Origin of the sequence: Mycobacteroides sp. H001 (assembly GCF_001440005.1) — a bacterium.
Taxonomy (GTDB): domain Bacteria; phylum Actinomycetota; class Actinomycetes; order Mycobacteriales; family Mycobacteriaceae; genus Mycobacterium; species Mycobacterium gwanakae.
Genome location: NZ_LJYH01000033.1, coordinates 150,553 through 171,678, shown reverse-complemented (window position 1 = coordinate 171,678; position 21,126 = coordinate 150,553). Strand labels below are relative to the sequence as shown.

The 21,126-nt window shown below is 62.0% G+C and carries 26 protein-coding genes; 12 read left to right on the top strand and 14 right to left on the bottom strand.

Going from position 1 to position 21,126, the window contains the following annotated elements; all coding sequences use genetic code 11:
- Nucleotides 1–462: a VOC family protein gene (locus AOT83_RS16030; protein ID WP_057966114.1), complete on the bottom strand. Its 462-nt coding sequence runs from the start codon at nt 460–462 to the stop codon at nt 1–3.
- 143 nt (nt 463–605) lie between these two features.
- Between AOT83_RS16030 and AOT83_RS16025 the strand changes: the two genes are divergently transcribed.
- Both AOT83_RS16025 and AOT83_RS16020 read left to right on the top strand, forming a co-directional pair.
- Entirely contained in the window at nt 606–1,124 is a 519-nt protein-coding gene (locus AOT83_RS16025; protein WP_057966115.1) for a CGNR zinc finger domain-containing protein, read from the top strand.
- Between the two features lie 91 nt (nt 1,125–1,215).
- Nucleotides 1,216–1,599, top strand: a complete 384-nt coding sequence (locus AOT83_RS16020; RefSeq protein ID WP_030093836.1) for a hypothetical protein — start codon at nt 1,216–1,218, stop codon at nt 1,597–1,599.
- 9 nt (nt 1,600–1,608) lie between these two features.
- Here AOT83_RS16020 and recX read toward each other — a convergent pair whose 3' ends face one another.
- From recX to AOT83_RS15985, 7 genes are all read right to left on the bottom strand, one after another.
- On the bottom strand, nt 1,609–2,211 hold the full coding sequence (gene recX, locus AOT83_RS26915) for a recombination regulator RecX (protein ID WP_075908655.1): 603 nt from the start codon (nt 2,209–2,211) through the stop codon (nt 1,609–1,611).
- Nucleotides 2,177–3,217: a recombinase RecA gene (recA, locus tag AOT83_RS16010; RefSeq protein ID WP_030093838.1), complete on the bottom strand. Its 1,041-nt coding sequence runs from the start codon at nt 3,215–3,217 to the stop codon at nt 2,177–2,179. Before recA ends, recX begins: the two co-directional genes overlap by 35 nt.
- 209 nt (nt 3,218–3,426) lie before the next feature.
- Complete coding sequence (locus tag AOT83_RS16005) at nt 3,427–4,455, bottom strand: zinc-binding dehydrogenase (RefSeq protein WP_057966116.1); 1,029 nt, start codon at nt 4,453–4,455, stop codon at nt 3,427–3,429.
- A gap of 44 nt (nt 4,456–4,499) precedes the next feature.
- The gene (locus tag AOT83_RS16000; RefSeq protein ID WP_081343754.1) at nt 4,500–5,207 is read right to left on the bottom strand and encodes a haloacid dehalogenase type II; all 708 of its coding nucleotides are present in this window, start codon (nt 5,205–5,207) and stop codon (nt 4,500–4,502) included.
- Nucleotides 5,204–6,076 carry an alpha/beta hydrolase gene (locus AOT83_RS15995; protein ID WP_057966117.1) on the bottom strand — a complete coding sequence of 291 codons (873 nt, stop codon included), beginning with the start codon at nt 6,074–6,076 and terminating at the stop codon, nt 5,204–5,206. The genes AOT83_RS16000 and AOT83_RS15995 overlap by 4 nt, the downstream gene beginning before the upstream one ends.
- Nucleotides 6,077–6,247: 171 nt before the next feature.
- Complete coding sequence (locus tag AOT83_RS15990; RefSeq protein WP_030093842.1) at nt 6,248–6,442, bottom strand: DUF3046 domain-containing protein; 195 nt, start codon at nt 6,440–6,442, stop codon at nt 6,248–6,250.
- A 4-nt stretch (nt 6,443–6,446) separates the two neighbouring features.
- A complete protein-coding gene (locus tag AOT83_RS15985; RefSeq protein WP_057966118.1) occupies nt 6,447–7,604 on the bottom strand; it encodes a nucleotide disphospho-sugar-binding domain-containing protein in 1,158 nt (385 codons plus the stop codon).
- A gap of 41 nt (nt 7,605–7,645) precedes the next feature.
- Here AOT83_RS15985 and AOT83_RS15980 point away from each other — a divergent pair, with 41 nt between their 5' ends.
- From AOT83_RS15980 to AOT83_RS15970, 3 genes are read left to right on the top strand one after another with little or no spacing between them, the layout of a single operon-like run.
- The gene (locus AOT83_RS15980; protein WP_030093844.1) at nt 7,646–8,089 is read left to right on the top strand and encodes a limonene-1,2-epoxide hydrolase family protein; all 444 of its coding nucleotides are present in this window, start codon (nt 7,646–7,648) and stop codon (nt 8,087–8,089) included.
- 52 nt (nt 8,090–8,141) lie between these two features.
- On the top strand, nt 8,142–8,582 hold the full coding sequence (locus tag AOT83_RS15975; RefSeq protein WP_046254092.1) for a limonene-1,2-epoxide hydrolase family protein: 441 nt from the start codon (nt 8,142–8,144) through the stop codon (nt 8,580–8,582).
- 23 nt (nt 8,583–8,605) lie between these two features.
- Nucleotides 8,606–9,046: a limonene-1,2-epoxide hydrolase family protein gene (locus AOT83_RS15970; RefSeq protein WP_057966119.1), complete on the top strand. Its 441-nt coding sequence runs from the start codon at nt 8,606–8,608 to the stop codon at nt 9,044–9,046.
- Here AOT83_RS15970 and AOT83_RS27410 read toward each other — a convergent pair.
- The 4 genes from AOT83_RS27410 to clgR all read right to left on the bottom strand — a co-directional run bounded on the left by AOT83_RS27410 (nt 9,043) and on the right by clgR (nt 11,546).
- Entirely contained in the window at nt 9,043–9,210 is a 168-nt protein-coding gene (locus AOT83_RS27410) for a hypothetical protein (protein WP_165592883.1), read from the bottom strand. The genes AOT83_RS15970 and AOT83_RS27410 overlap by 4 nt on opposite strands.
- A gap of 98 nt (nt 9,211–9,308) precedes the next feature.
- Nucleotides 9,309–10,136, bottom strand: a complete 828-nt coding sequence (locus AOT83_RS15965; RefSeq protein WP_057966120.1) for a hypothetical protein — start codon at nt 10,134–10,136, stop codon at nt 9,309–9,311.
- 117 nt (nt 10,137–10,253) lie between these two features.
- Nucleotides 10,254–11,063, bottom strand: a complete 810-nt coding sequence (gene pspA / locus AOT83_RS15960; protein WP_030093849.1) for a phage shock protein PspA — start codon at nt 11,061–11,063, stop codon at nt 10,254–10,256.
- A 132-nt stretch (nt 11,064–11,195) separates the two neighbouring features.
- Nucleotides 11,196–11,546, bottom strand: a complete 351-nt coding sequence (gene clgR / locus AOT83_RS15955; RefSeq protein WP_030093850.1) for a transcriptional regulator ClgR — start codon at nt 11,544–11,546, stop codon at nt 11,196–11,198.
- Nucleotides 11,547–12,071: 525 nt separating this feature from the next.
- Here clgR and AOT83_RS15950 point away from each other — a divergent pair.
- Together AOT83_RS15950 and AOT83_RS27875 are read left to right on the top strand one after the other, a co-directional pair.
- A complete protein-coding gene (locus tag AOT83_RS15950; RefSeq protein WP_057979784.1) occupies nt 12,072–12,296 on the top strand; it encodes a hypothetical protein in 225 nt (74 codons plus the stop codon).
- Nucleotides 12,297–12,406: 110 nt separating this feature from the next.
- The gene (locus tag AOT83_RS27875; protein WP_157858388.1) at nt 12,407–12,577 is read left to right on the top strand and encodes a hypothetical protein; all 171 of its coding nucleotides are present in this window, start codon (nt 12,407–12,409) and stop codon (nt 12,575–12,577) included.
- A 312-nt stretch (nt 12,578–12,889) separates the two neighbouring features.
- Here the strand turns inward: AOT83_RS27875 and AOT83_RS15940 are convergent, their stop codons facing one another.
- Nucleotides 12,890–13,585 carry a hypothetical protein gene (locus tag AOT83_RS15940; protein WP_057966123.1) on the bottom strand — a complete coding sequence of 232 codons (696 nt, stop codon included), beginning with the start codon at nt 13,583–13,585 and terminating at the stop codon, nt 12,890–12,892.
- A 475-nt stretch (nt 13,586–14,060) separates the two neighbouring features.
- On the opposite strand from AOT83_RS15940, the gene AOT83_RS15935 reads away from it, so the two are divergent.
- The 5 genes from AOT83_RS15935 to AOT83_RS15915 are packed head-to-tail and all read left to right on the top strand — an operon-like array spanning nt 14,061 to nt 19,454.
- Nucleotides 14,061–15,596 carry an NAD(P)/FAD-dependent oxidoreductase gene (locus AOT83_RS15935; RefSeq protein WP_057966124.1) on the top strand — a complete coding sequence of 512 codons (1,536 nt, stop codon included), beginning with the start codon at nt 14,061–14,063 and terminating at the stop codon, nt 15,594–15,596.
- Nucleotides 15,589–16,566: an alpha/beta fold hydrolase gene (locus AOT83_RS15930; protein WP_057966125.1), complete on the top strand. Its 978-nt coding sequence runs from the start codon at nt 15,589–15,591 to the stop codon at nt 16,564–16,566. Before AOT83_RS15935 ends, AOT83_RS15930 begins: the two co-directional genes overlap by 8 nt.
- Nucleotides 16,550–17,938, top strand: coding sequence for a flavin monoamine oxidase family protein (locus tag AOT83_RS15925; RefSeq protein ID WP_057966126.1), 1,389 nt, complete (start codon nt 16,550–16,552; stop codon nt 17,936–17,938). Before AOT83_RS15930 ends, AOT83_RS15925 begins: the two co-directional genes overlap by 17 nt.
- Nucleotides 17,939–17,977: 39 nt before the next feature.
- Complete coding sequence (locus tag AOT83_RS15920; RefSeq protein ID WP_057966127.1) at nt 17,978–19,225, top strand: helix-turn-helix domain-containing protein; 1,248 nt, start codon at nt 17,978–17,980, stop codon at nt 19,223–19,225.
- A gap of 4 nt (nt 19,226–19,229) precedes the next feature.
- A complete protein-coding gene (locus tag AOT83_RS15915; protein ID WP_131726951.1) occupies nt 19,230–19,454 on the top strand; it encodes a hypothetical protein in 225 nt (74 codons plus the stop codon).
- A gap of 258 nt (nt 19,455–19,712) precedes the next feature.
- Here AOT83_RS15915 and AOT83_RS15910 read toward each other — a convergent pair whose 3' ends face one another.
- A complete protein-coding gene (locus AOT83_RS15910; protein WP_057966129.1) occupies nt 19,713–21,014 on the bottom strand; it encodes an FAD-dependent oxidoreductase in 1,302 nt (433 codons plus the stop codon).
- Nucleotides 21,015–21,126: the final 112 nt, after the last annotated feature.

Genomic DNA, 21,126 nt, shown 5'->3' with positions numbered 1-21,126 from the left:
TCAGAAGAATCCGCATGTCGGCGCGTCGCCGGCTGGCGCCCCATGCTGCTCGACGCCCGCCGACGCGAATACCTCGAGACGAATCCCATCGGGGTCGGTGAAGAAGATTCCACCCGAGGATGCGCCCTCCTGGTGCGCCACCACGCCCTCATGCACGAAAATCGTCGACAGTTCCTTCAAGACCGCCTCCACCTCACGCACCTGCTGCACCGAATCCACTTGGAACGACAAATGGTGCAAGCCCGGTGTGGCCGCCGAGAATTCCCCGTCGCTTTGCTCCCAGAGGGTGAGCACGGGTCCGTCATCAAATCCGAGGAAGGCGAACCGCTGTGCGCCGTCCTCGTTGGCCGCAAGTTGCTCGAATCCGAACGCCTGCCGATAGAACGCGACCGACCGCTCCAGATCACTGACGTTCAATCCGATATGACCGGTGGCCACACGAGGCGCGATGACAGTGCTCATTAGAGATCCTCTCTAACCAATAAAATGGTGTTACCAGTTAGACCCTAAGCGCGAAGAGCTCCAGTGTCAACCATCTATCGGGTTTCATAGGTTAGAATTCATGCAACACGCTCCCCCAGAGAGGAGGCGGCTAGCCTCAGGCCATGTCCGATCCACGTCCCCATCTCGGTGAACCGCTCGCACTGGACCTGTTGAACACCCGGTGGATGAGCGGCGATGGACCGCAAGATCTACTCGTCGATCTCGACGGTCTGCGAATCTGGTTGCGCACCAACAGTCTCGATGACCGCTGCGCAGCCGACGAGAAGACGCGGGAAGCCCTAGTCGCCGCGCGTGACGCCATCCACCGCGCGGTCAAGGATTCCCAGATCGAGGACATCAACGCCGTGCTGCGCCGAGGGGCGATCCGACGCTCTCTACTTGCCGGCGGACCGGTCGACACGGCCGAAGTGGCCGAACCGCAATGGCTGCCCGGATGGCTCGCCGCCGATGATCTCCTGACACTGCTCGCCGAGTCGCCCGATCGGATCAAACAGTGCGCCCACCCGCAGTGCGTGTTGTTCTTCTACGACACATCCAAGAACGGGGCGCGGCGTTGGCATTCCATGGCAACCTGCGGCAACAGGGCAAAAGCCGCCCGGCACTATGCCAAAAACGCCTGATGCTTCACAGCTGCACCACAGGTTAGATTCTTACTCAACTATCACAATCGAAGTATTACGTAACAGGTATCACTCCGTTACCATAAATCCCATGCGAAACATCGTATTGGCCGTTGGCGTGTCCGCCGTTTTCGGAGCGGCGTGCGCAGGGGCTGCACTCACGGGTGCGCCGGTGGCCTACGGAGCTCCGTTGAACTTCGATTGCCTGCAGGTCGCGACACCGGTTGGAATGAATCTCACCTGCGTGAACCCGACTCCGTTCACCATGGACGCGCACTTCAAGGGGAACTGTGGTCCGCTCCCCATGCTCAATGAAGACACCGAGATCGGGCCATTCAAGACGATCTCCCGCCAGGTCCCGTGCCTGCCGGGCGTGCAGTCTCCGTCGGCCGAAGCGTCGATGAGCATGCGGTCCAACGCCACTGACGAGGGCGCTCCACCGCCCGAGGCTCCCGCACGCCCGTTCGGGCTGTAAGGCCGCGCATCACCCGACGTTACGACGCTCCATTTCCGAGGCAAGGGCGTTCTTCACCACGTCATAGGCCATGGATTGGCCGTATCCACGCCGCGCCAACATGGCGACCAATCGCCGCGCGGCTTTGATACCCCCGTCGTCGAGATTTTCTGACCGGAGTTTTTTGGCGACAAGCTGTGCCGCACGCGATCGCTCGGCATCTCCGTCGATCTGCGCCAGCGCCGCAGCCGCGTTCTCTGCCGACACTCCCTTGGTACGCAGCTCAGCAGCCAAGGCCCGCTTGCCTTTTCCGGAATAGGTATGCCGGGATTGCACCCATTGGTTCGCGAAGTCGGCGTCGTTGATCAGCCCAGCGGTGGCCAGTCGATCCATGATTCGATCGGATACGTCATCGGGGTACCCGCGCCGAGTGAGCCTTTCGGTCAGCTCGGCGCGGGTACGCGCGCGACTTGTCAACAGGCGAAGGCAATATGACCACGCCTGCTCGTCCCGCGAGTCAACCGGTTCACGCGTCGGGGCTTCGGGGACCGACGCGACCCGGGCTCGCAGTTCGTCTAGGGATTGCCCAGCTGGGGAATCAGAAATCGACTGGGGCCGGGACGACTTCGTCATCGGTCAGCACCGCTCCGATACCCAGCTTTTCCTTGATCTTCTTCTCGATCTCGTTGGCGACATCGACGTTCTCCAACAGGAAGTTGCGGGCGTTCTCCTTGCCCTGACCCAACTGCTCCCCCTCATAGGTGAACCAGGAACCGGACTTACGGATGAAGCCCTGCTCCACACCCATATCGATGAGCGAGCCCTCTTTGGAGATGCCCTTGCCGTAGAGGATGTCGAACTCGGCCTGCTTGAACGGCGGCGACACCTTGTTCTTCACGACCTTGACGCGCGTGCGGTTACCCACCGCATCGGTGCCGTCCTTAAGGGTCTCAATGCGACGCACATCCAGACGCACCGAAGAGTAGAACTTCAAAGCCTTACCACCCGTGGTGGTTTCGGGCGAGCCGAACATGACGCCGATCTTCTCGCGCAGCTGGTTGATGAAGATCGCGGTGGTGCCCGAATTGTTGAGCGCACCGGTCATCTTGCGCAGCGCCTGGCTCATCAGACGGGCCTGCAGACCGACGTGGCTATCACCCATCTCACCCTCGATCTCGGCCCGTGGCACCAGGGCGGCCACCGAGTCGATGACAAGAAGGGAGATGGCGCCGGAGCGCACCAGCATGTCGGCGATCTCCAGAGCCTGTTCACCAGTGTCCGGCTGGGACACCAGCAGCGAGTCGGTGTCGACACCGAGCTTCTTGGCGTAATCCGGGTCCAGCGCATGCTCGGCGTCGATGAACGCGGCGATACCGCCGGCCGCTTGCGCGTTGGCTACCGCATGCAGCGCCACGGTGGTCTTACCCGAGGATTCCGGGCCGTAGATCTCCACAACGCGTCCCCGGGGCAGGCCGCCGATGCCGAGCGCCACGTCCAGCGCGATGGATCCGGTTGGAATCACGGAGATGGGCTGGCGCACCTCGTCGCCCAACCGCATGACCGAGCCCTTACCGAAGCTCTTGTCGATTTGTGCGAGCGCGAGCTCGAGGGCCTTCTCGCGATCCGGTGCCTGCGCCATGGTGTTCTCCGTTTCGTATCGGTGTTCGATGATCGGCGTTCCGATCGGTTGACGCAGACGCTAGGCAAGGGGTCCGACAAGTGCTCTTGACCTGCCTAAACCCTGCTTTGATTTGCATAACCATCGTGCTCGAACATGACTACCGTAAAGCGAACACCTGTTCGATTCAAGGAGGCGCGCCGGATGCGTGTCGCGCCCCGCTCCGAAGATCAGTCAAGAACCACGACCATCTTTCCCCCCGCCGTCCCCGCCTCCATCACTCGATGCGCCTCACGGATCTCGTCGAATGAGAAGACGTGCGATGGCCGGGCATCGAGACGACCGTCATGCACCTTGTCGGCGATGTCCTGGAGTGGAACATCCGACAGCGGGAATCCGGGGTTGCCGAAGACAAAGCTGCCGAAGAAGTTCAGATTCACACCACTGGCCATCCGCAGAAGCGGGTTGAAATCGGGGATCGGATCGAGCCCGCCGAGCCAGCCGGCCAAGCACGCCGTTCCCCCGCGACGCAACATGTCCAGTGAGTCCAGGATCGTGCTATTGCCTACCAAATCGAGGACACCATCGACCTGTTTGGTCTCGGCGATACGAACACCCAGATCGGGAACCTCCAGTTCGGCGCGTACGGCGCCGAGATCCGTCAGCATCCCGAAGCGGCTCCGGCTGCGCGTCGTCGCGATCACCCGCGCATCCGCGTCCACAGCCAATTTCACCGCCGCCTGGCCGAATGATGATGTCGCCCCCCGTATTACGACCGTCTGCCCCGCGGAAACCTTGAGATTGCGAAACAGACAGGTCCAGGCGGTGGCATACGTCTCCGGAAGTGTGGCCAGTTGGCCCCACGACAGATCCGATTCGACGAGCGCAACATTTTCGGCCCGTACACGGGTGAACTCCGCATAACTCCCGTTGACTGTGCGTCCGAGCCCGCCCATGAGCGCCGCCACCTTGGCACCGATGGGGAATTCGCCTCCCGGGCAGGCATCGACCACGCCGACGCATTCGATACCACTGACCTCCGCGGCCTCCGCCCACTCACCGCGGCGCATATGCATCTCTGCGTGATTGATCCCAAATCCCTTGACACGGATCACAACCTCGCCAATCACGGGCAGAGGTTTCGGGATCTCCACATGGGTCAGGACGTCCAACCCACCGAAGCCGTCGAGAACGATTGCCCGCATGGTTGGACCGCCGGATTGTTCTCGTACCACGGCGGGACCGACGAGTGTGTTCATCGAGATAGGCACGTGACCATCTCCTTCAATTCTCTTGCTGTGCTTTATTTCTCGGATACTTCGGCCAGTTGCTGCGCGAAGTTGACAAGGTCGGGCGCCACAAATTTCGGTTGTGGCAGCCCTGCGGCGCGCAACGGCGCGTTACCGGACCGGGTGATGAGAGCACCGCTGAACCCGGCAGCCTGCGCGCCGACGGTGTCCCAGGCGTGCGCCGCGACCATCATGCATACCGACGGCGTCACGCCGAGTTCGGCTGCCGTGTGCCGATACAGCGCCGGCGCAGGTTTGAACACGCGCAGTTCCTCGACGCTGAACTGTCGTTCGAAGTACTCACCCAAGCCCGCGTTCTCCAACGGGGTCGGTCGGCCTTCGCGACCCGGCGAGTTCGTGAGCGCCACTAATCGGTAACCATCGTCCTGCAGCCGCGAAAGACCCCGCGCCGCATCCGGATGTGCCGGCATGACGGCCATCGCCGCGGCGAGCGTCGCCGCGTCGCCGTCGGTGAGTTCGATGCCCCGGTACTCGGCGATCATGCGCAGCACGGACTGGCCAAGGGAAAAGAAGTCGACGTAGCGTTTCGACAATGTGACGGTCATCGAATAGATGACCAGCTGACCGAACCATTCCCGAAGCACCTCAGCATCTCCGAAAAACCTTGTGAAATAGGGCTTCAGCGACTCGATATCGAGAAGGGTCTCGTTGACGTCGAAAACAAGCACATCGGGACGGTCGGTACCAGCCATGACGCTCATTCTGCTTCGACGCGACGCAAAAACGCCCTGATCAAATCCGCCACCTGCTCCCCCGCCGTCTCCAACAGGAAATGCCCGCCGTCAAGAAGATGAATCTCCGCATCGCGCGCATCCCTGCCGAAGGCCTGTGCGCCTGCGGGCCCAAAGATCGGATCATTGCGCCCCCACACCGCCAGAACCGGCACCCCACTGTTGCGCAGATAGTCGTGCAGCGCGGGATACATCGGTGCGTTCGTGGCGTAGTCCCGGAAGAGCTTGAGCTGAATCTGGTCGTTGCCCGGCCGGGACAGAAGTGCGCTGTCCAGGGTCCAGGTATCGGGGCTGACGAGCGATTCGTCCGGAGCTCCCGTCAGGTACTGCCATTTGATCGACTCGACGTCCAGCGCCGTGCGGATGGCCGCTTCGGACTCCGCGGTCTGTTCACGCTGGTAGTCCCATACGGTGGCCCAGAAGTCCTCAACGAATCCTTCGTCGTATCCGTTGCCATTCTGCGTGACAATCGCGCTGATGGCATGCGGGCGGTTCAGTGCGAGCCGCCAACCGATCGGAGCGCCGTAGTCCTGAACGTAGATCGCATAGCGAGTCAGACCCAGCTGGTCCACGAGCCCCTGAGTGAGATCCGCGAGCGCGTCGAAGGTGTAGTCGAACTCCGTCACCAGCGGCATATCGGAGTAACCGAAGCCAAGGTGATCGGGGGCGATGATGCGATAGTCGTCGGCCAGACTTTCGATCAGGTTACGGAACATATAAGAACTCGTCGGGAACCCGTGCAGTAGCACAATCGCCGGAGCCTCCGGTCCTCCCGCCTCGCGATAGAACAGCCGTTGCCCATCGACGGTGGCATAACGGTGCATCACGGCGACACCCATGACTAACTCCTTAAATAGACTTTGATAGTTAGGAGTCAAACACCCGTCAACTAACCTGTCAACATATTTTTAAGGGTTATATACGCCGCGCGTCCTGCGACACCGAGGTGGTGATGGAGATATGCGAGACAAACCCGCCACGAAGCGGGGCCTGAAGAAGAGGTGCGGAACTCACCACTGATCGCGTGGGACATCGAAATCGGCACATAGCGCCCGCCACACATCCCGCGGCTCCACCCCGTCTTCGACTGCCTGGGACGCCGTCCGTCCACCGAGGGCGGTCAACACATGGTCGACCAGTACCGACGAGCCGTAGACCCGACCGAATCGACCGGTGACAAGCTCATGAAACTCCGTCAGACGCACACGGTCACCTTAGGGCCGCCACCACGTCCTGGCACACCCGTACCGGATCTGTGACGTCCGCGGCACCGGCAGCAGCCCGGCGTGCCGCCTCGGTGTAGCGCTGCTCACCCAGCACCTTGCCGATCGCCGCCGACATAGCCTCGCAGGTCAGCGGTCGCACCAGCTCAGCACTACCTTGCCGCACAACACGATTCGCCAACTCCCACTGGTCGCCGCCGCCAGGAACAACCACCGCAGGCACCCCGGCCAGCAATGCCTTGCTCAGAAAGCCGTGTCCCCCACCGCAAATGGCCAAATCGGCACCGGCGAGCAAAAGATCCTGACGCGCCAGCCCGGCAATCGCCCACGAAGGCAGGCCCGACGCAGGCGGATCCAGCGCGGACACAACCACGCGCGCACCCACTGAATCCAAAGCCCGTATCGCCAGTTCGGTCATCCCTTCAGCTCCGGTGAAGGCCGTCGACGGTGCGATCACCACCACCGGTCCCGTACCCAACGGCGGCTGCAGCGCAGCGTCGGTGGGCTCCCAGTGCAGGGGGCCCACCAGGACCGCTTCATCCGGCCAATCAGGACGCGGCACTTCCAGCGCGGGCAATGTCGCGATCAGCCGTCGGACGGGTCCGGGGTCGCGGGCGGGCAATCCGATCTCTACCCGCGCCTGCGAGCGCTGCCGCAAGCCTTCATCGATCGACCTTTGCGTCAACCGACGCATCAACCCGTCACGCAGCCTGCCACGCAAGCCCTCACCAGGAGCCAGCCCACTTCCCAATGGCGGCAATCCTTTTGACGGCAGGTACAGCGGATGCGGGTTGAGTTCCACCCACGGCACACCGAGCAACTCACCGGCCATGCCTCCGCAGGCGGTGATCACATCGGAAACGATGAGATCCGGCGCCAGTTGCCCCAACTGATCGAGATTGGCCAACGCCATATGGGCCGCCCGCTGATGGATCTTGGCGCCCGCGTCTGCGTCGTCATCGGCAACCCGGGGCTGCAGTCCCAGAAGCTCTACCGACTCGAGTCCGGCGGCACGGGCCTGATCGAGCCAGCGCGTTCCCGTCAACAACACGGGGTCATGCCCGGCCGCCGCGAATTTCAGGCACAACGCGATGGCGGGAAAGGCATGCCCGGGATCCGGACCGGCGACCACGGCAACACGCACCGCCCTACCCTGCCACAGCGATTCGGGCTAGGTTGAAACGCATGACTGACGCCACGCTGGCTCCTTCCACGTTGACTCCAGCCGAGACCGTCACCCGATTCCTGGAATCCTTGCAAACCGAGGACATCGACTTCGCGGGATCGGTGCTGGCCGAGGACCTCGTCTATCAGAACGTAGGTCTGCCGACCATCTATGGCCGGCGCGCGACTCTTAAGGTCTTCGAACCACTCACCAAGCCGCAGTTCGGATTCGAAGTACAAATCCACCGCACCACCACCAACGGGAACAGTGTGATGAACGAGCGCCACGACGCCATCGTCATCGGACCACTTCGTCTGCAGTTCTGGGTATGCGGAGTCTTCGAGGTGTCGGACGACGGAAAGATCACCCTGTGGCGCGACTACTTCGACATGTTCGACATGTTCAAGGCCACGGTGCGCGGCCTGGTCGGCATCGCCATCCCCGCCCTGCGGCCGCGCTTCTAAGTCTGGTTCAGCCCCCTATCCAAAGCCTTCGACAGCCGCTAGCGTCGGGCGCATGACGGACACTCTCACCACCATCAACCCCACGGAGATCGTCGAGGGTCTCTGGGACGCCATGCGGCTCGGCGATCTGGCGTCCATCGACACCGTCCTGGATGAGAACGTCAGCTGGGAAAATGTCGGCTTGCCTGCGATTCGCGGGCGGTCTTCGGTGATGCGTGCCTTATCCGGGCTCAACCTCCCCGGCGTTGGTTTCGATGTGAAGATTCACCGGATCACCGCCACCGGCAATACGGTGATGACCGAGCGCACCGACGTCCTCATCGTCGGCCGCCTGCACGTCGGATTCTGGGTCTGCGGAGTGTTCGAAGTGACGCCGCGCGGCACCATAGCTCTGTGGCGCGACTACGCGGATGTCCTGAACATCACGGTCGGCTTCGCGCGCGGCCTGCTCGGTATCGCCATTCCCGCACTGCGACCGACTCTGGCGCACTGAGATTATCTAACATAATTAGTCTCATGGTTACCGCGGGATCGCCCACCAGACTGGACGCCGGAGCGATTGTCACCCGATTTCTCGAAGCCGTACAGAACGACGACATCGACTTCGCACGAGACGTATTGGACGAGAACATCGTCTATCAGAATGTCGGGCTTCCCACCATCCGCGGCAAACAGGCTGTACTTCGATTGTTCGGGGCGCTGGAGAACGCGTCGTTCGGTTTCGAGGTCGATGTTCAGCGCACCACCACCAACGGCTACACCGTGATGAACGAGCGCTACGACGCCCTCAGCTTCGGCCCCTTACGCACACAGTTCTGGGTGTGCGGTGTCTTCGAGGTGAGCGAGCGCGGCACCATCACCCTGTGGCGCGATTACTTCGACTTCGCGGCGGTATCTCGCGCTTTCCTGCGGGGCCTCATCGGCATCGTGGTGCCGTCGCTGCGGGCGCGGTTCTAGGGCAGCCGGGATTTATCCGCATCGGCGACCGCGCGATACAGCATGACACCCCCGAGAATCACCACACCGGCCACCAGCATCGGTACCACGAGCTTGAAGATGGCACCCACGACCACAAACGCCAGCCACACGACAAGCAGCACGCCAATGATCTTCCACAACACCGGTACCCACCGTTCTCTCGACTGCGATAGAGCAAGCCTGGCAGTCGGATCGGCACCTGAGGAACCCCGGAACGCGAAGATCAGGGAAAGATCGGGGATTACCCTGACAGCTGGCCGAGTTCGTCGAGGGCACCCGCCCAACCGGTGAGCCGGTCGGTTGCCGACACCAGGTCATCGAGAAGCGGACCGCGTGACATCGGCGAGGCGAGGACCGGCCCGCTATTTCCGGCCGACACCAACTGCGCTGCCGCGGTGACCAACTCGTTGTATTGACGCACACCAGTGTCGAGTTGCGCAGTGAACGCACTAATGGTCGGTTGCAGATACTCACGGGTGTGTGGTGCCGCGACAGCGGCGCGCTCCATGGACACCACTTCCTTGGCGGTCGCGGCCATCACATACGCAGCCTGATTGGCCGCAGCAAGAATCTGCCGCCCCTCGCTGTCGGGAATCATGTTGCCGCGCTCCACCACTCCGAGAAGAGAGAATAGCGAGCGCTCGGCGGCATCCAGCGCCGCCATGGGCGGACGCGCCATCGAACCTATTGGCGGCAGCCGTCGTTCCACTCCGGGCCGCGGCGGCGGCAACGGCTCAGCTTTGAGGTACCGATACCGCACAAACAGATACGTGGCCGGAATCGCACAACCGGCGGTGAGCAGCGCCGGGATGATCAGCAGCCAGGGGGGTGCGCCGGTCGTCGCGAGCACCGTCGTGACAAGCAGCCCGGCAGCGCAGGCCAGCGCCCAGCGGATACTCCACCGCTTGGCTCGTAGACGCTTCCGCAGCAGTTTCTCGCGTTTGTCAGACATCACCCGCATGCGTGCAGCGAGTTCCTCGCCCAGATCGTTGACGTTGTTGACCACACGGCGCAGCAGCTGCTCCCAGCCTCCTTGCACCGCGGTGCGACGGGGTGGCTGGGGTGTCATGTTCACATTGTGCCCGAAAATTCGGCGGTCGCCGAGGACGAATTGTCCATGCGACAAATCCGCCGAGCGGGCGCGGCTGCGTCCACTCGGCGGATTGAAGCGAAAGAAGAGAGAAAACTACTGCTGGCCCAGCGGGTTAGCGGGATTAGCCTGCTCTGGTGCCGTCGCCGGCGCCGGGGTCGCCGTGCCACCGGTGGGCAGGGCCTCACCCTTCATGGAGGCGCGGATCTGCTCCAGACGCGAATGTCCGGCCATCTGCACGCTGGCCTGCTGTACCTCGATCATGCGGCCTTGTACCGAGTTCTGCGCCAGCTCGGCCTGACCAAGGGCGTTGGCGTAGCGGCGCTCGATCTTGTCGCGCACCTCGTCCAGGCTCGGGGTGTTGCCGGGGGCGGCAAGCTCGCTCATCGACCGAAGCGAGGCGGAGACCTGCTCCTGCATCTTGGCCTGCTCCAGCTGGCTCAGCAGCTTGGTCCGCTCGGCGATCCGCTGCTGCAGCATCATCGCGTTCTGCTCGACGGCCTTCTTGGCCTGGGCCGCGGCGGCAAGCGCCTGATCGTGCAGCGCCTTGAGGTCCTCGACGCTCTGCTCGGCGGTAACCAACTGGGCGGCGAACGCCTCGGCCGCGTTGTTGTACTCGGTCGCCTTAGATGCATCTCCCGAACCAGTGGCCTGATCGGCCAAGGTCAGCGCCTGACGAACATTGACCTGAAGTTTCTCGACATCGGCCAGCTGACGGTTGAGGCGCATCTCCAGCTGGCGCTGATTCCCGATCACCGACGCGGCCTGCTGCGAGAGCGCCTGGTGGTTCCGCTGGGCCTCCTCGATGGCCTGCTGAATCTGCACCTTGGGGTCTGCGTTCTCGTCAATCTTCGCGTTGAACAGTGCCATCAGGTACTTCCACGCCTTGACGAACGGGTTAGCCATGAGATCGATCCGCCTTCTGCTTGGATGCCGGTAGTCGTCGCCACCTACGACTGCGTGGGTCCCAACTTATCTGTTGCATGCCGATCCCCACACCCCCTACGGGGCGCAAAACAATGCGACCGCCACAGTAAGTTAGGCGGCCGCCATTGCGCGAACCTGCGGAATGACAACCTTGGTCGCGACATCGATCCCACTGAGTGAGCTGGCCGCTGTCGTCACTGCGGGCTGCGAAGCCGCGACGGCAGCCTCGCGATGCGCCAGTCTAGCGCTGACCTCGGACAACACCTCCGACAGCGGGACATCGAGCGCGCCGCAGATCGCGGCCAGCAGCTCACTGGAGGCTTCCTTACGGCCACGTTCCACCTCGGACAGATATCCCAGGCTGACGCGTGCCGAGTCCGATACCTCACGCAACGTTCTCCCCTGCCCGGATCGAGCGTTCCGCAGGGTGTCGCCGATGGCCTCTCGAAGCAACAACGCCATGTGTCTCTCCTTTGCGTCCTGAACGTCGGCGTCCATACCGCGTAGCAGTTGAGTCTGCCTTGCTCAACGTTGCCGCGCACGCGGAGGTTCCCGGAAGTTTGAGTGACAGACGCCTCAACGCCGCCTGTAGGTTCTCATTTATCTCGTTCTTTTCTCATATTTTTCTGACCAGCGTGTTGTTTTCTCACTCTCTTGTTTCTGCGGGAACGTGACTGTACGTCGGAGCGAACGGCGGCACTTCTAGACCTCGATGTGACCTACTTACCGGGGGACGCAGTCCGGGCTGATACTGATCTTCGATCGGTGAGCGCCGCTGCCGTGGTTCGGGGGATAGCTGTTCGATGCGTACACACTGCTGCTGGCAGGAAGAACTACGTCGGCGAGTTTGGTCGGCGACGACAGGTAGGCATCTGTCATATGAGAGTCGGCTAGAGCTTGATCGGCCGTGGCTGGCCGATTTTGAATCGTCGGTGGTCTTGGATGCCGACTCAGCCGTTTTGGATACGCAGCAATGACGGCTGTAACGTGCGGCGTCACGTACCGGATGTGCTACTTCAGTTGACTTCCGGCGAGTTCATGGTGGTGGAGGTCAAGCCCATCAAGTTCCAGTCTGAGCCCAAAGTCGCCGCCGTGTTGAACTGGACATCGCGGGCCTGCTCCGCCAAGGGCTGGTGGTATGAGGTTTGGGGCGGCGTAGACCCGGTGCTGCTGGCCAACATTCGCCTCAGGATATTCCGCAAGATTCGATAGCGGCGATGTGGGCGGCATGTACCGGTGGCGACATTCATTTCGCCCCATCAGCAATCATCTCATCAAAGCCTAAGCCGCACAGGGCCAAAGAACTCGGACTGCCCGACAGCGTGACCGACGCAACGCAGCGATTGCCGTATGCGCAGATCTTTGAGGACCTCGACGCCGCTGCCCTCAAACCCGCGCACACCAACCGCAGCCGCCTTGAACAGATCCGGCAACGGCGCACAGCCACGCTCCACGCGGGGCAGGCTGCATCCATAAACTCCTGGAACAGCTGATCACCAGCGGCACACCACAGTTCGCGGCGCGTTGATCAAGAAAGGCAGCGGAGAATTTCAGGCGGCAACGGTGAAAATGCCCCATAGTGAATTGGGCAACCGTTTAGCTGCTCGTGCACCGACCGACCGCGCGATGGGCGCCTGAATATGCAGTCGTTTTGGTCGCCGACCCACACCCGAGTGGCGCCCGAACCGGGTAGCTAGTCAGCTTGATACTGAACCCGAGAGGTTGTGCAGTGATCTGGATGAACGGATCACTGAACCGCCCGGAGCTGCATCTTCTGGAGCAGGTAACTGGTACCGCTACATATTTCAAGATGTGCGAATAGTTGCGCTGGGTTCCTCATTCGTACCGACAGCCGCCATGTTGTGGTTGTGCATTGCACGGTATGCGACGTAGTAGATGAATCCCTGAGCGCCCCATGTGGCCAGCGCGGCGGTGTAGAAGATGGTGCGGTTCTCGTCGTCGAACGGAAGTGGGAAGAAGTCGTAGGTGATCGCAACGGTGGATGCTGCGACTGTGACCACGACGGTCCATGCGGCCAGCTGTTTCGAGCCGATGCCCCAGAGCCTCTTGGTGAAGTACATCAGGAACAACGCTGTGAGAAGGTTGGCCACGACATAGAACGTGGCAGGAACGATGTGGAGTGTTCCGTCGTGGAATTGTCGCAGGTAGATTCCACCTGCGACCGCGAGCCCGAACACGCCGATGTCAACTGCCACGGTCGGCTTGTATCGATGGGTGACCGCCATGAGGCCCAAGATGAGGATGAGCGTGATGCCGACCGATCGTGAGAACGCATCGAAAAAATAGGCGAAGTCGTAGAGCACGCTGTCCGTGTCGCCACCTAGTAGGGACCAGAGAAGAAAGTTGCTGCCTGAGGTTGCGACGATCATCCATTCGATGCCGAGTAGGTAGTTTCCGTAGCCTCGAATGAGCTTCAATCCGAAGTAGTAGCCGACAAAGATCATCCAGACATCGGCGATTAGGAACGCGAGATCCTTCACCGCCGACTCCTTACTGATCTGATCTTGGTTCGGTCTACTGTGTCCCGCGCTGGACGCTGGTCGCCACGACAGCGCGCACCAACTTGGGCCGCTATCGGTGCACCGTGCACCGTGCGGAATTCCGTTCGATGACTGATCGAGTAGGACGACGCCGGCCTGCCTGGCAGTTCTGGGCAGTTAGGGTCTCGCGACCGCCGACCTCTACCAGGCGGCCGATGCAACCAGTCCGAGATGACTGATTACCTTCGGGAGATCTCAAGCGGCGCAATCGAACACGTTGGCCTCGTCATGCACCGCGCCCGCCCCGGCATGACCGAACGCGTGGTGCCGCGCGGCGAAACACCGCAAGTTTGATCGTCAATGGTGCGTCGTGCACTGGTTGCGGCCCAAGTTGGTGCGCGCTGTCGTTGCGACCGATGCGAGTGGCTGGCGACAGTAGAGCTGACCAGATCGGATCAGCGAGGAGTCGACAGCCATGACAACTGAGGTGCCCAGCGCGGCAGAGGATTTCGACATCGTCATCATCGGCGCCGGAATTTCAGGGATTGGTGCAGCCGCCTACTTCACCCGGGAACTGCCCAAAAAGTCGCTCATCGTGCTCGAGGGCCGCGACAATATCGGCGGCACCTGGGATCTGTTCCGTTATCCGGGCATCCGCTCAGATTCTGACCTGCACACTTTCGGCTACGAGTTCAAGCCGTGGCGTCACGAGACGGCGATCGCAGACGCGCCCTTGATTCGGGAGTACCTGCAGGAAACGGTCGAGGAGAACGATCTGATCCACCTCATCAGGTTCGGGCACCGAGTCGTGAAATCGGAATGGTCCTCGGCGGACTCGCGGTGGACTCTCAGTGTCGAGACAACTGACCCTGCCACGGGTGCAATCCATACCAAGTCGATCCGTGCCGGGTGGGTGTTCGCCGCTACCGGCTACTACCGGTATGACGAAGGATTCACTCCGGAGTTTGCAGGGCGCGGCGACTTTGACGGTGTGGTGGTGCATCCTCAGCACTGGCCCGAGGCCCTCGACTACCGCGGCAAAAAGGTTGTCATCATCGGCAGTGGCGCAACCGCGGTCACCATGGTGCCGGCGATGTTGACCGGGGCCGGCGCGGCCCAGCACGTGACGATGCTGCAACGCACTCCGACCTACATCGCGGCGATTCCTCGCGTCGACCGCGTCGCTGTCGCACTCACGAAGCTTTTGGGAGCCAAGCGCGGGTACGCCGCGACGAGGTTCAAGAACATCTGGCTCGAACGCGCGATCGTCATGGGTCTTCGAGCTTTCCCTAAGGCCGGTCGTCGGCTGATCCGCCGGGCGAACATCAAACGGCTACCCCAGGGGTTCGACGTCGACAAGCACTTCAACCCGCCGTACGACCCCTGGGACCAGCGGCTGTGCGCGGCACCTGATGGCGACTTCTTCGAGGCGATCAAGTCGGGCAACGCCTCCGTCGTCACCGACACGATCGCGCGGTTCAGCAAGTGCGGCATCGTACTGAATTCGGGCGAGGAGCTAGAAGCCGACATCATCGTGACCGCCACCGGTCTGAACTTGCAACTGTTCGACGGAATGCCGATCGTGATCGATGGGCACACTGTCGACATCGCACAATCGTTCTGCTATCGCGGGATGCTGCTGAGCGGAATCCCGAACTGGGCGATGGCCATCGGCTATACGACGTCTTCCTGGACACTCAAAGTGAGCCTCATGTGTCGCTACTTCATCGGCCTAGTCAAACACATGGACACTCACGGATATGACTGGGCAGTGCCGATCCCGGTGCCCGGCATGACGCCCAGACCTGTCATGGACCTTCAGTCCGGATATGCCAAGCGCGGCGCAAAGGTCTTGCCCAAGCAGGGCCAGGAGGCGCCGTGGCGGATGGCGATGGCTTACCAGGAGGACGCCAAGGCACTGCGTGGTCCGGTGGCCGATAAAAGTCTTGAGTTCGGTGCACGGCAGCCGATTTCGCAGCCGCGAGTTGACAGGTCTCAGATTTATGCTTGATAACAGCGGTGTCGGGGGCGCCGACAAATACGCAACCGTCCCATCTGGGACGACGATCTGCTTCCGAGACTTCCGAGGTTTCGGTGATAAAGCCGAGCCCACCATTTTGCTTATCGCCGGACTGGGTGAGGATCTCACGTTCTGGACGGGCTCTTTCGTTGGAGCACTTGTCGCTCAAGGCTTTCGGGTCATCGCTATGGATAACCGGGACGTGGGCCAGTCCACCTTCTCGGCTGCCCCAGTCCCGGCACTGTGGCGCCAAGTGATCGGGCGTCCCCGCAGCGACGCCTATTCGTTGGCGGATATGGCCACCGATTGTGTCGGCGTGCTCGATCATCTCGAGATCGCGCAGGTTCACCTGGTGGGACGGTCGATGGGCGGGATGATCGCTCAGACGATTGCGGCGACAGAGCCTCGGCGCGTTGCATCATTGACCTCTATTTTCTCGACTACCGGGGCCCGTAAGGTCGGTCAGCCGGCGCTGTCAACGATCCGATTGCTCGTCGGACCTCCAGCAAGAACCAGAACCGCAGCGGTGCGCACTCACCTACGTATCACCGAGCACATTGCCGGAAGGGCGTATCCCATCGATGATGCTCAAGAAGCCGCTACCGCCGCGCGCGGATGGGATCGGGGCACCGGTAACTCGGCGGCGGGAGCGGCTCGCCAGATTCAAGCGATCCAGCGCTCCGGGGACCGCACGGCCCAGCTCCGCAACATCTCAGCACCGACCTTAGTTATCAACGGCGACCGGGATCTGTTGGTGAACCCCAGCGGCGGCGCCGCGACGGTCAACGCAATCCGCTCAGCGCGCCACATCGTGATTCCCGGTATGGGCCATCACATTCCAGACGCGTTGGTCGACCCGATCACCCAGCTCATCTCGCAGCACGTCTACAACGCGTGTGAAGAAGGAAACCATGAAAAAGGAGGAAGCTATGAAAGAGGACACCATGTCGAAGTCAAGTGAGGGCGATGCCAAGATCGCGGCAGTCGATGTCGTGATCATCGGTGCGGGCTTCGCCGGGTTGAGCGCCGCGGATCGACTCGCGCGTATGGGCGTGTCGGTCTTGGTGGTGGACGCACGAGAAAGGGTCGGAGGCCGATCGTTCACCGGCGAGGTGGCCGGTGTCAAGGTTGATCTGGGGGCCACGTGGGTGGCCGAGCGGCACAGCGCGGTCCGCGATCTCATGGCGCGATTGGGGTGTTCGTTGAACCCTCAGTTCGATGAAGGATCCAACGTGCTGTGGATGGCCGGGCAGCGCCAGACTTACACGGGCACCTTGCCGACGGTCGGACCCGTGGACGTGGAGGATCTGGGCCGCATCCAAATTGCGCTAAACACACTGCTGGAGACCATCGACGTCAATGCGGCGTGGAATTCTCCCAACGCCGCCGAACTCGACGCGGTCTCGTTCGGTGAATGGCTCGACCAGCAGCAGGCTGCGACCAGCACACGTGCGCTGATGTACATCATCACCAGGGTGCAGTGGGGCTGCAGCCCGCTCGACGTGTCACTGCTGCACGTGTTGCGTTACATCCAGGCCGTGGGTGGGCTCGATCACATGCTCGCCGTCGAAGGCGGACAGCAGGAGTACCGCGTCACCGAAACCACTCAGGAGATCGCCAAGCGGCTCGCCGAGCAACTCGGCGACAGAGTTGTCCTGGATACTCGTGTTCGCCGGATCTCCCAAGACGAGAATGGCGTGACGGTTTACACCGACTCAGCGACAATCAACGCCAAGTACGCCATCGTCACTGCGGCCCCCCAGCACCGCGCTTGTATCGAGTACCAACCCGCCCTGCCGAACAAGATCGAGGGGCTCACGACGAGCTTCCCGATGGGCGCGCTGAGCAAGGCGTTCGTCGCGTACGACAAGCCCTTCTGGCGAGCTGAAGGGCTTTCAGGTGAGGCGCTGACCGACACCGTGCCGGTGTTCATCACCTTCGATGTCTCCCCCAGTGATGATGGACCGGGCATCCTGATGGTCTTCTGCACCGCGCGCGTGTATGACGGCTTCGGCCCGGAGGTTCGCCGGAAACTGGTTCTCAAGCAATTGGCCGACCTGTATGGCGAGCAGGCCAACACCCCGATCGATTACATCGACCACTGTTGGGGCACCGAACCGTTCGCGCCGGGTGGTCCGCATCCCGCCGCGCCGCCCTACGCGACGGTGAGCTACGGCGCTGCCCTTGCCGAGCCGCACGGGCGTATCCACTGGGCGGGGACCGAGACGGCCGGCGAGTGGGTCGGAACCATGAATGGCGCCATCCTGACCGGCCTGCACACTGCCGATCAGATCGCCCAACTCCTCGGCGTCGACTCAGAAGCGTCGGCCTAAGACGCCCCGTCCCTCGGGGGTCAGGGCAGACTGGCCACTATGGAGGAACTGTGGCCCCTGCCCGCCCCCGAGGTCGCCGAGGCGATCCGGTCACTGTGCCAACGGCTCCTGACCGACACTGATGCCATAATCGATGTGCTTGCCGAACCTGGTCTCACGGCACAGAACAGCCCCGTCTTGGTCTCGGATGCATCGCTGGTCGAAGAGGACCGCCACCTCGACCGCTCCGAACTCGTGCAATGGCTCACCGCGAACGTCCAGCAGCCGGGGCGAAGGGTCCAGCCCTACGTCAGCCTAAGGACAACGGAGTACTTGGGTGCGCTCGTTTCCCGCGGTATCACCCCTGATTTCGCTGGAGGGTGGCGGGCGGCACTCGGGGTCGGCTGGCGGCGGTGGCTTGAAGAATGTGTCACCCACTGCGCAGACCGTGATCTTCTCGTTGAGGTTCTTGATGTGTCGGCAAAGTCGCTGGCGCAGTACGCCCTCGATGCGGTGGCAGCCTTACGCGAAGCCAGCCTTTCTGCTGCGACGGGTAACGCGGATGCCGACGCGATGGCCTTCATTCAACTCATCGCCAGTGGAGCACCCATAACCGAGGATCTAGCGGAGGGGCGCCTGCGGTACCGGATAGCGCGCGCGCACGCAAGTCTCGTCTTGTGGGTCGACGACCCTGAACAAGCAGGCCTATTGGACGAGATGGTAGCGACCGTGCGTTCGGCCGCGGAGGCGCGAAACTCCCTGGTGGCTCGGGCAAGCGCCACCTCGCGCTGGATCTGGTTATCGGGGGCCGCGGCGGCGGACCTGCACCACGTCGAGAAGGCCGTGGCGAAGACAACAGACATCCGAGCGGGCGTCGGGCGGCCCGGAGACGGACTCGAAGGGTTCAGATCCAGCCACCAAGACGCTCTTGCGGCACAGGCTTTGGTGATCCGGCTCGGATCCACACAGCACTTCACCGCATACGCGGACGTTGAACTCATCGACAGCCTGACCAAAGACCGCGCCAGCGCACGACGGTTCGTCACTAAGACGCTCGGCCCGCTGGCCGAAGCCGACGAAACGTTGCGGCAGGCACTCTTGACCTATGTACAGTGCGGCTTCAACACGACACGGGCAGCGAACAGCCTCTACGCACACCGAAACACCGTTGAGCGCCGAGTCTCGCGCGCCAACGAACTTTCCGTGGTGAAAGTAGAAGACAATCCCACACACGTCGCCGCCGCGCTGCTGGTGCTCGATATTGCGCCCAACATCGCCGCGCACCTAAACAGCGCCACAGCGCCGTAACAGGGTGAGCCTCAGTGCAACGACCGCTGCAATTTCACCCACCGTGGAGCTCGTTGACGACCTCGGACTCGTGCCTGCCACCAGGCGCGAGCGTGAACGGCGCCGTATCGGCGTCGGCATTGAACCTTACAATCTCGTTAGGGGAAAGCAGTCCTTAGATGATCACGCCGTCGTCGAGATTGACGATGGCGAGGATGTCGCGATATCCACGGTGCTGCTGGTCCTTTGAATAGCCGGATCAATGGCTGTCACAGTGGTTTCTTCCTGCTGGTTGGGGTTTTGAAGGAAAGCGGCATGGATGACACTTCGATGCGTCTTCCGATTGCTTCCTCGGCGGGTGCGCGCCATGGGCATCACGTAGCCAACATGCGAGGACGCGGTGCACGTTGCCCAATCCCCACGCCTTGGGGCGGCTCGGTTGTTGCACCCTGAACCGCCCCAGACATATTGGGGTGGAACCTATTACAACATTAGACTGCCGTCTGTCTCACGACCGCAATTTGTCGATCTCGTCCGAGATTCGATCCACCGCCCACAGAGTGCGTGCGCCAAGCGGGCTGAATTGCGGGTTGGGCGGGAAGTGGCTGCGGTCGTACCAGACGGCTCGCAAGTCTTCGTGCATCTCGCTGCCCGCCAACCGATCAGCCAACAGTGTGCCGAGATAGGGTGCCTGGGTCATGCCATATCCGTTGCACCCGTTGGTGTAGAGCACCCGAGAGTTGGATTCACCGGCGACGGGAAGCAGTGTTGGTGACATCCCGATCCAACCGCCCCAGGTCTTTTTCGGTGCGACATCGCGCAATGACGGGAACGTCTCGCGAAAACCACGCAGCAGATCCTTGGCGACTGCTGGGTCGGTGGTCCTCGCACCCAGCGGGCCTTGTGGTGCCTGGACATTGCGGGTGCCGAAGACGATGGTGTTATGTGGAGTCTTCCGAAAATTCGAGACTATAAGGTTATTCGAGACGAAACCTGCCGGGTTCGTCCAGCCGGTGCTATCCAAACGCTCTGGATCAATCGGCTCAGTCTCCAGCAACGAAACCCACACTGGGGCGGCCAGGCGGGGCGGCGCGAACGGAAGGTCGGCCGAGTAGCCGTTGGTGGCCAGCAGCGCCCGGTCGGCACGCACCTTTCCCCCTGGCACGCTGATGACGACCGAGGACCCACTGGATTCCAGATCCTGCACCGGAGTCTGCTCGTAAACCCTTGCACCGGAAGCCAAGAGCACATCCCGTAAACCGAGCGCATACTTGCCCGCATTACATAGGCCGCCGGCCGGTTCAAAGACCCCGCCGACATACGCATGCGGCAACCCGAACTCGCGCCCGTCCACATACTCGGCTTCACTCCCGAGGGACCGAAGGACCTCAGCGGCCCGCTCAGCATTCTTCGCCCGGTGGCGTGTCGTGCTGGCCATGCTGACCCAGCCGACGCGGTTGTAGTCACACTCAATCTGATGGCGTTCGATCAGGTCATTCACGAAACTCAGCGCTGATCTGGCGAATCGGGCGACTCCCGGCAACCGACGTCGGTGCAGCGCGGACAGCATTCGCGGATCACCACTGAGCGCGTCACACAAGTACCCACCGTTGCGCGAGCTTGCTCCCCAACCGCAAATTCCGGCCTCAAGCACCACAACGTCCACGCCGCGTTCGGCCAGACGAAGACCTGCGGCCATACCTCCCACGCCGCCACCGATAACCGCTACATCACAACGGATTTCACCTTGGAGGGCAGGAGCGGTTACTTCCGGTCGAGCCACCCATCCCGTATCAAAGAGGTATTCCATGCCAGTCCCTTTCTGCGAGCCTTCACCGTGAAGCCCCGAGATTAGGGAAGGTCGACAGCCACGTCACCGTCGTCGAGACCATCTTTCAGGTAAGAAAACAGTGTCTAGGCCA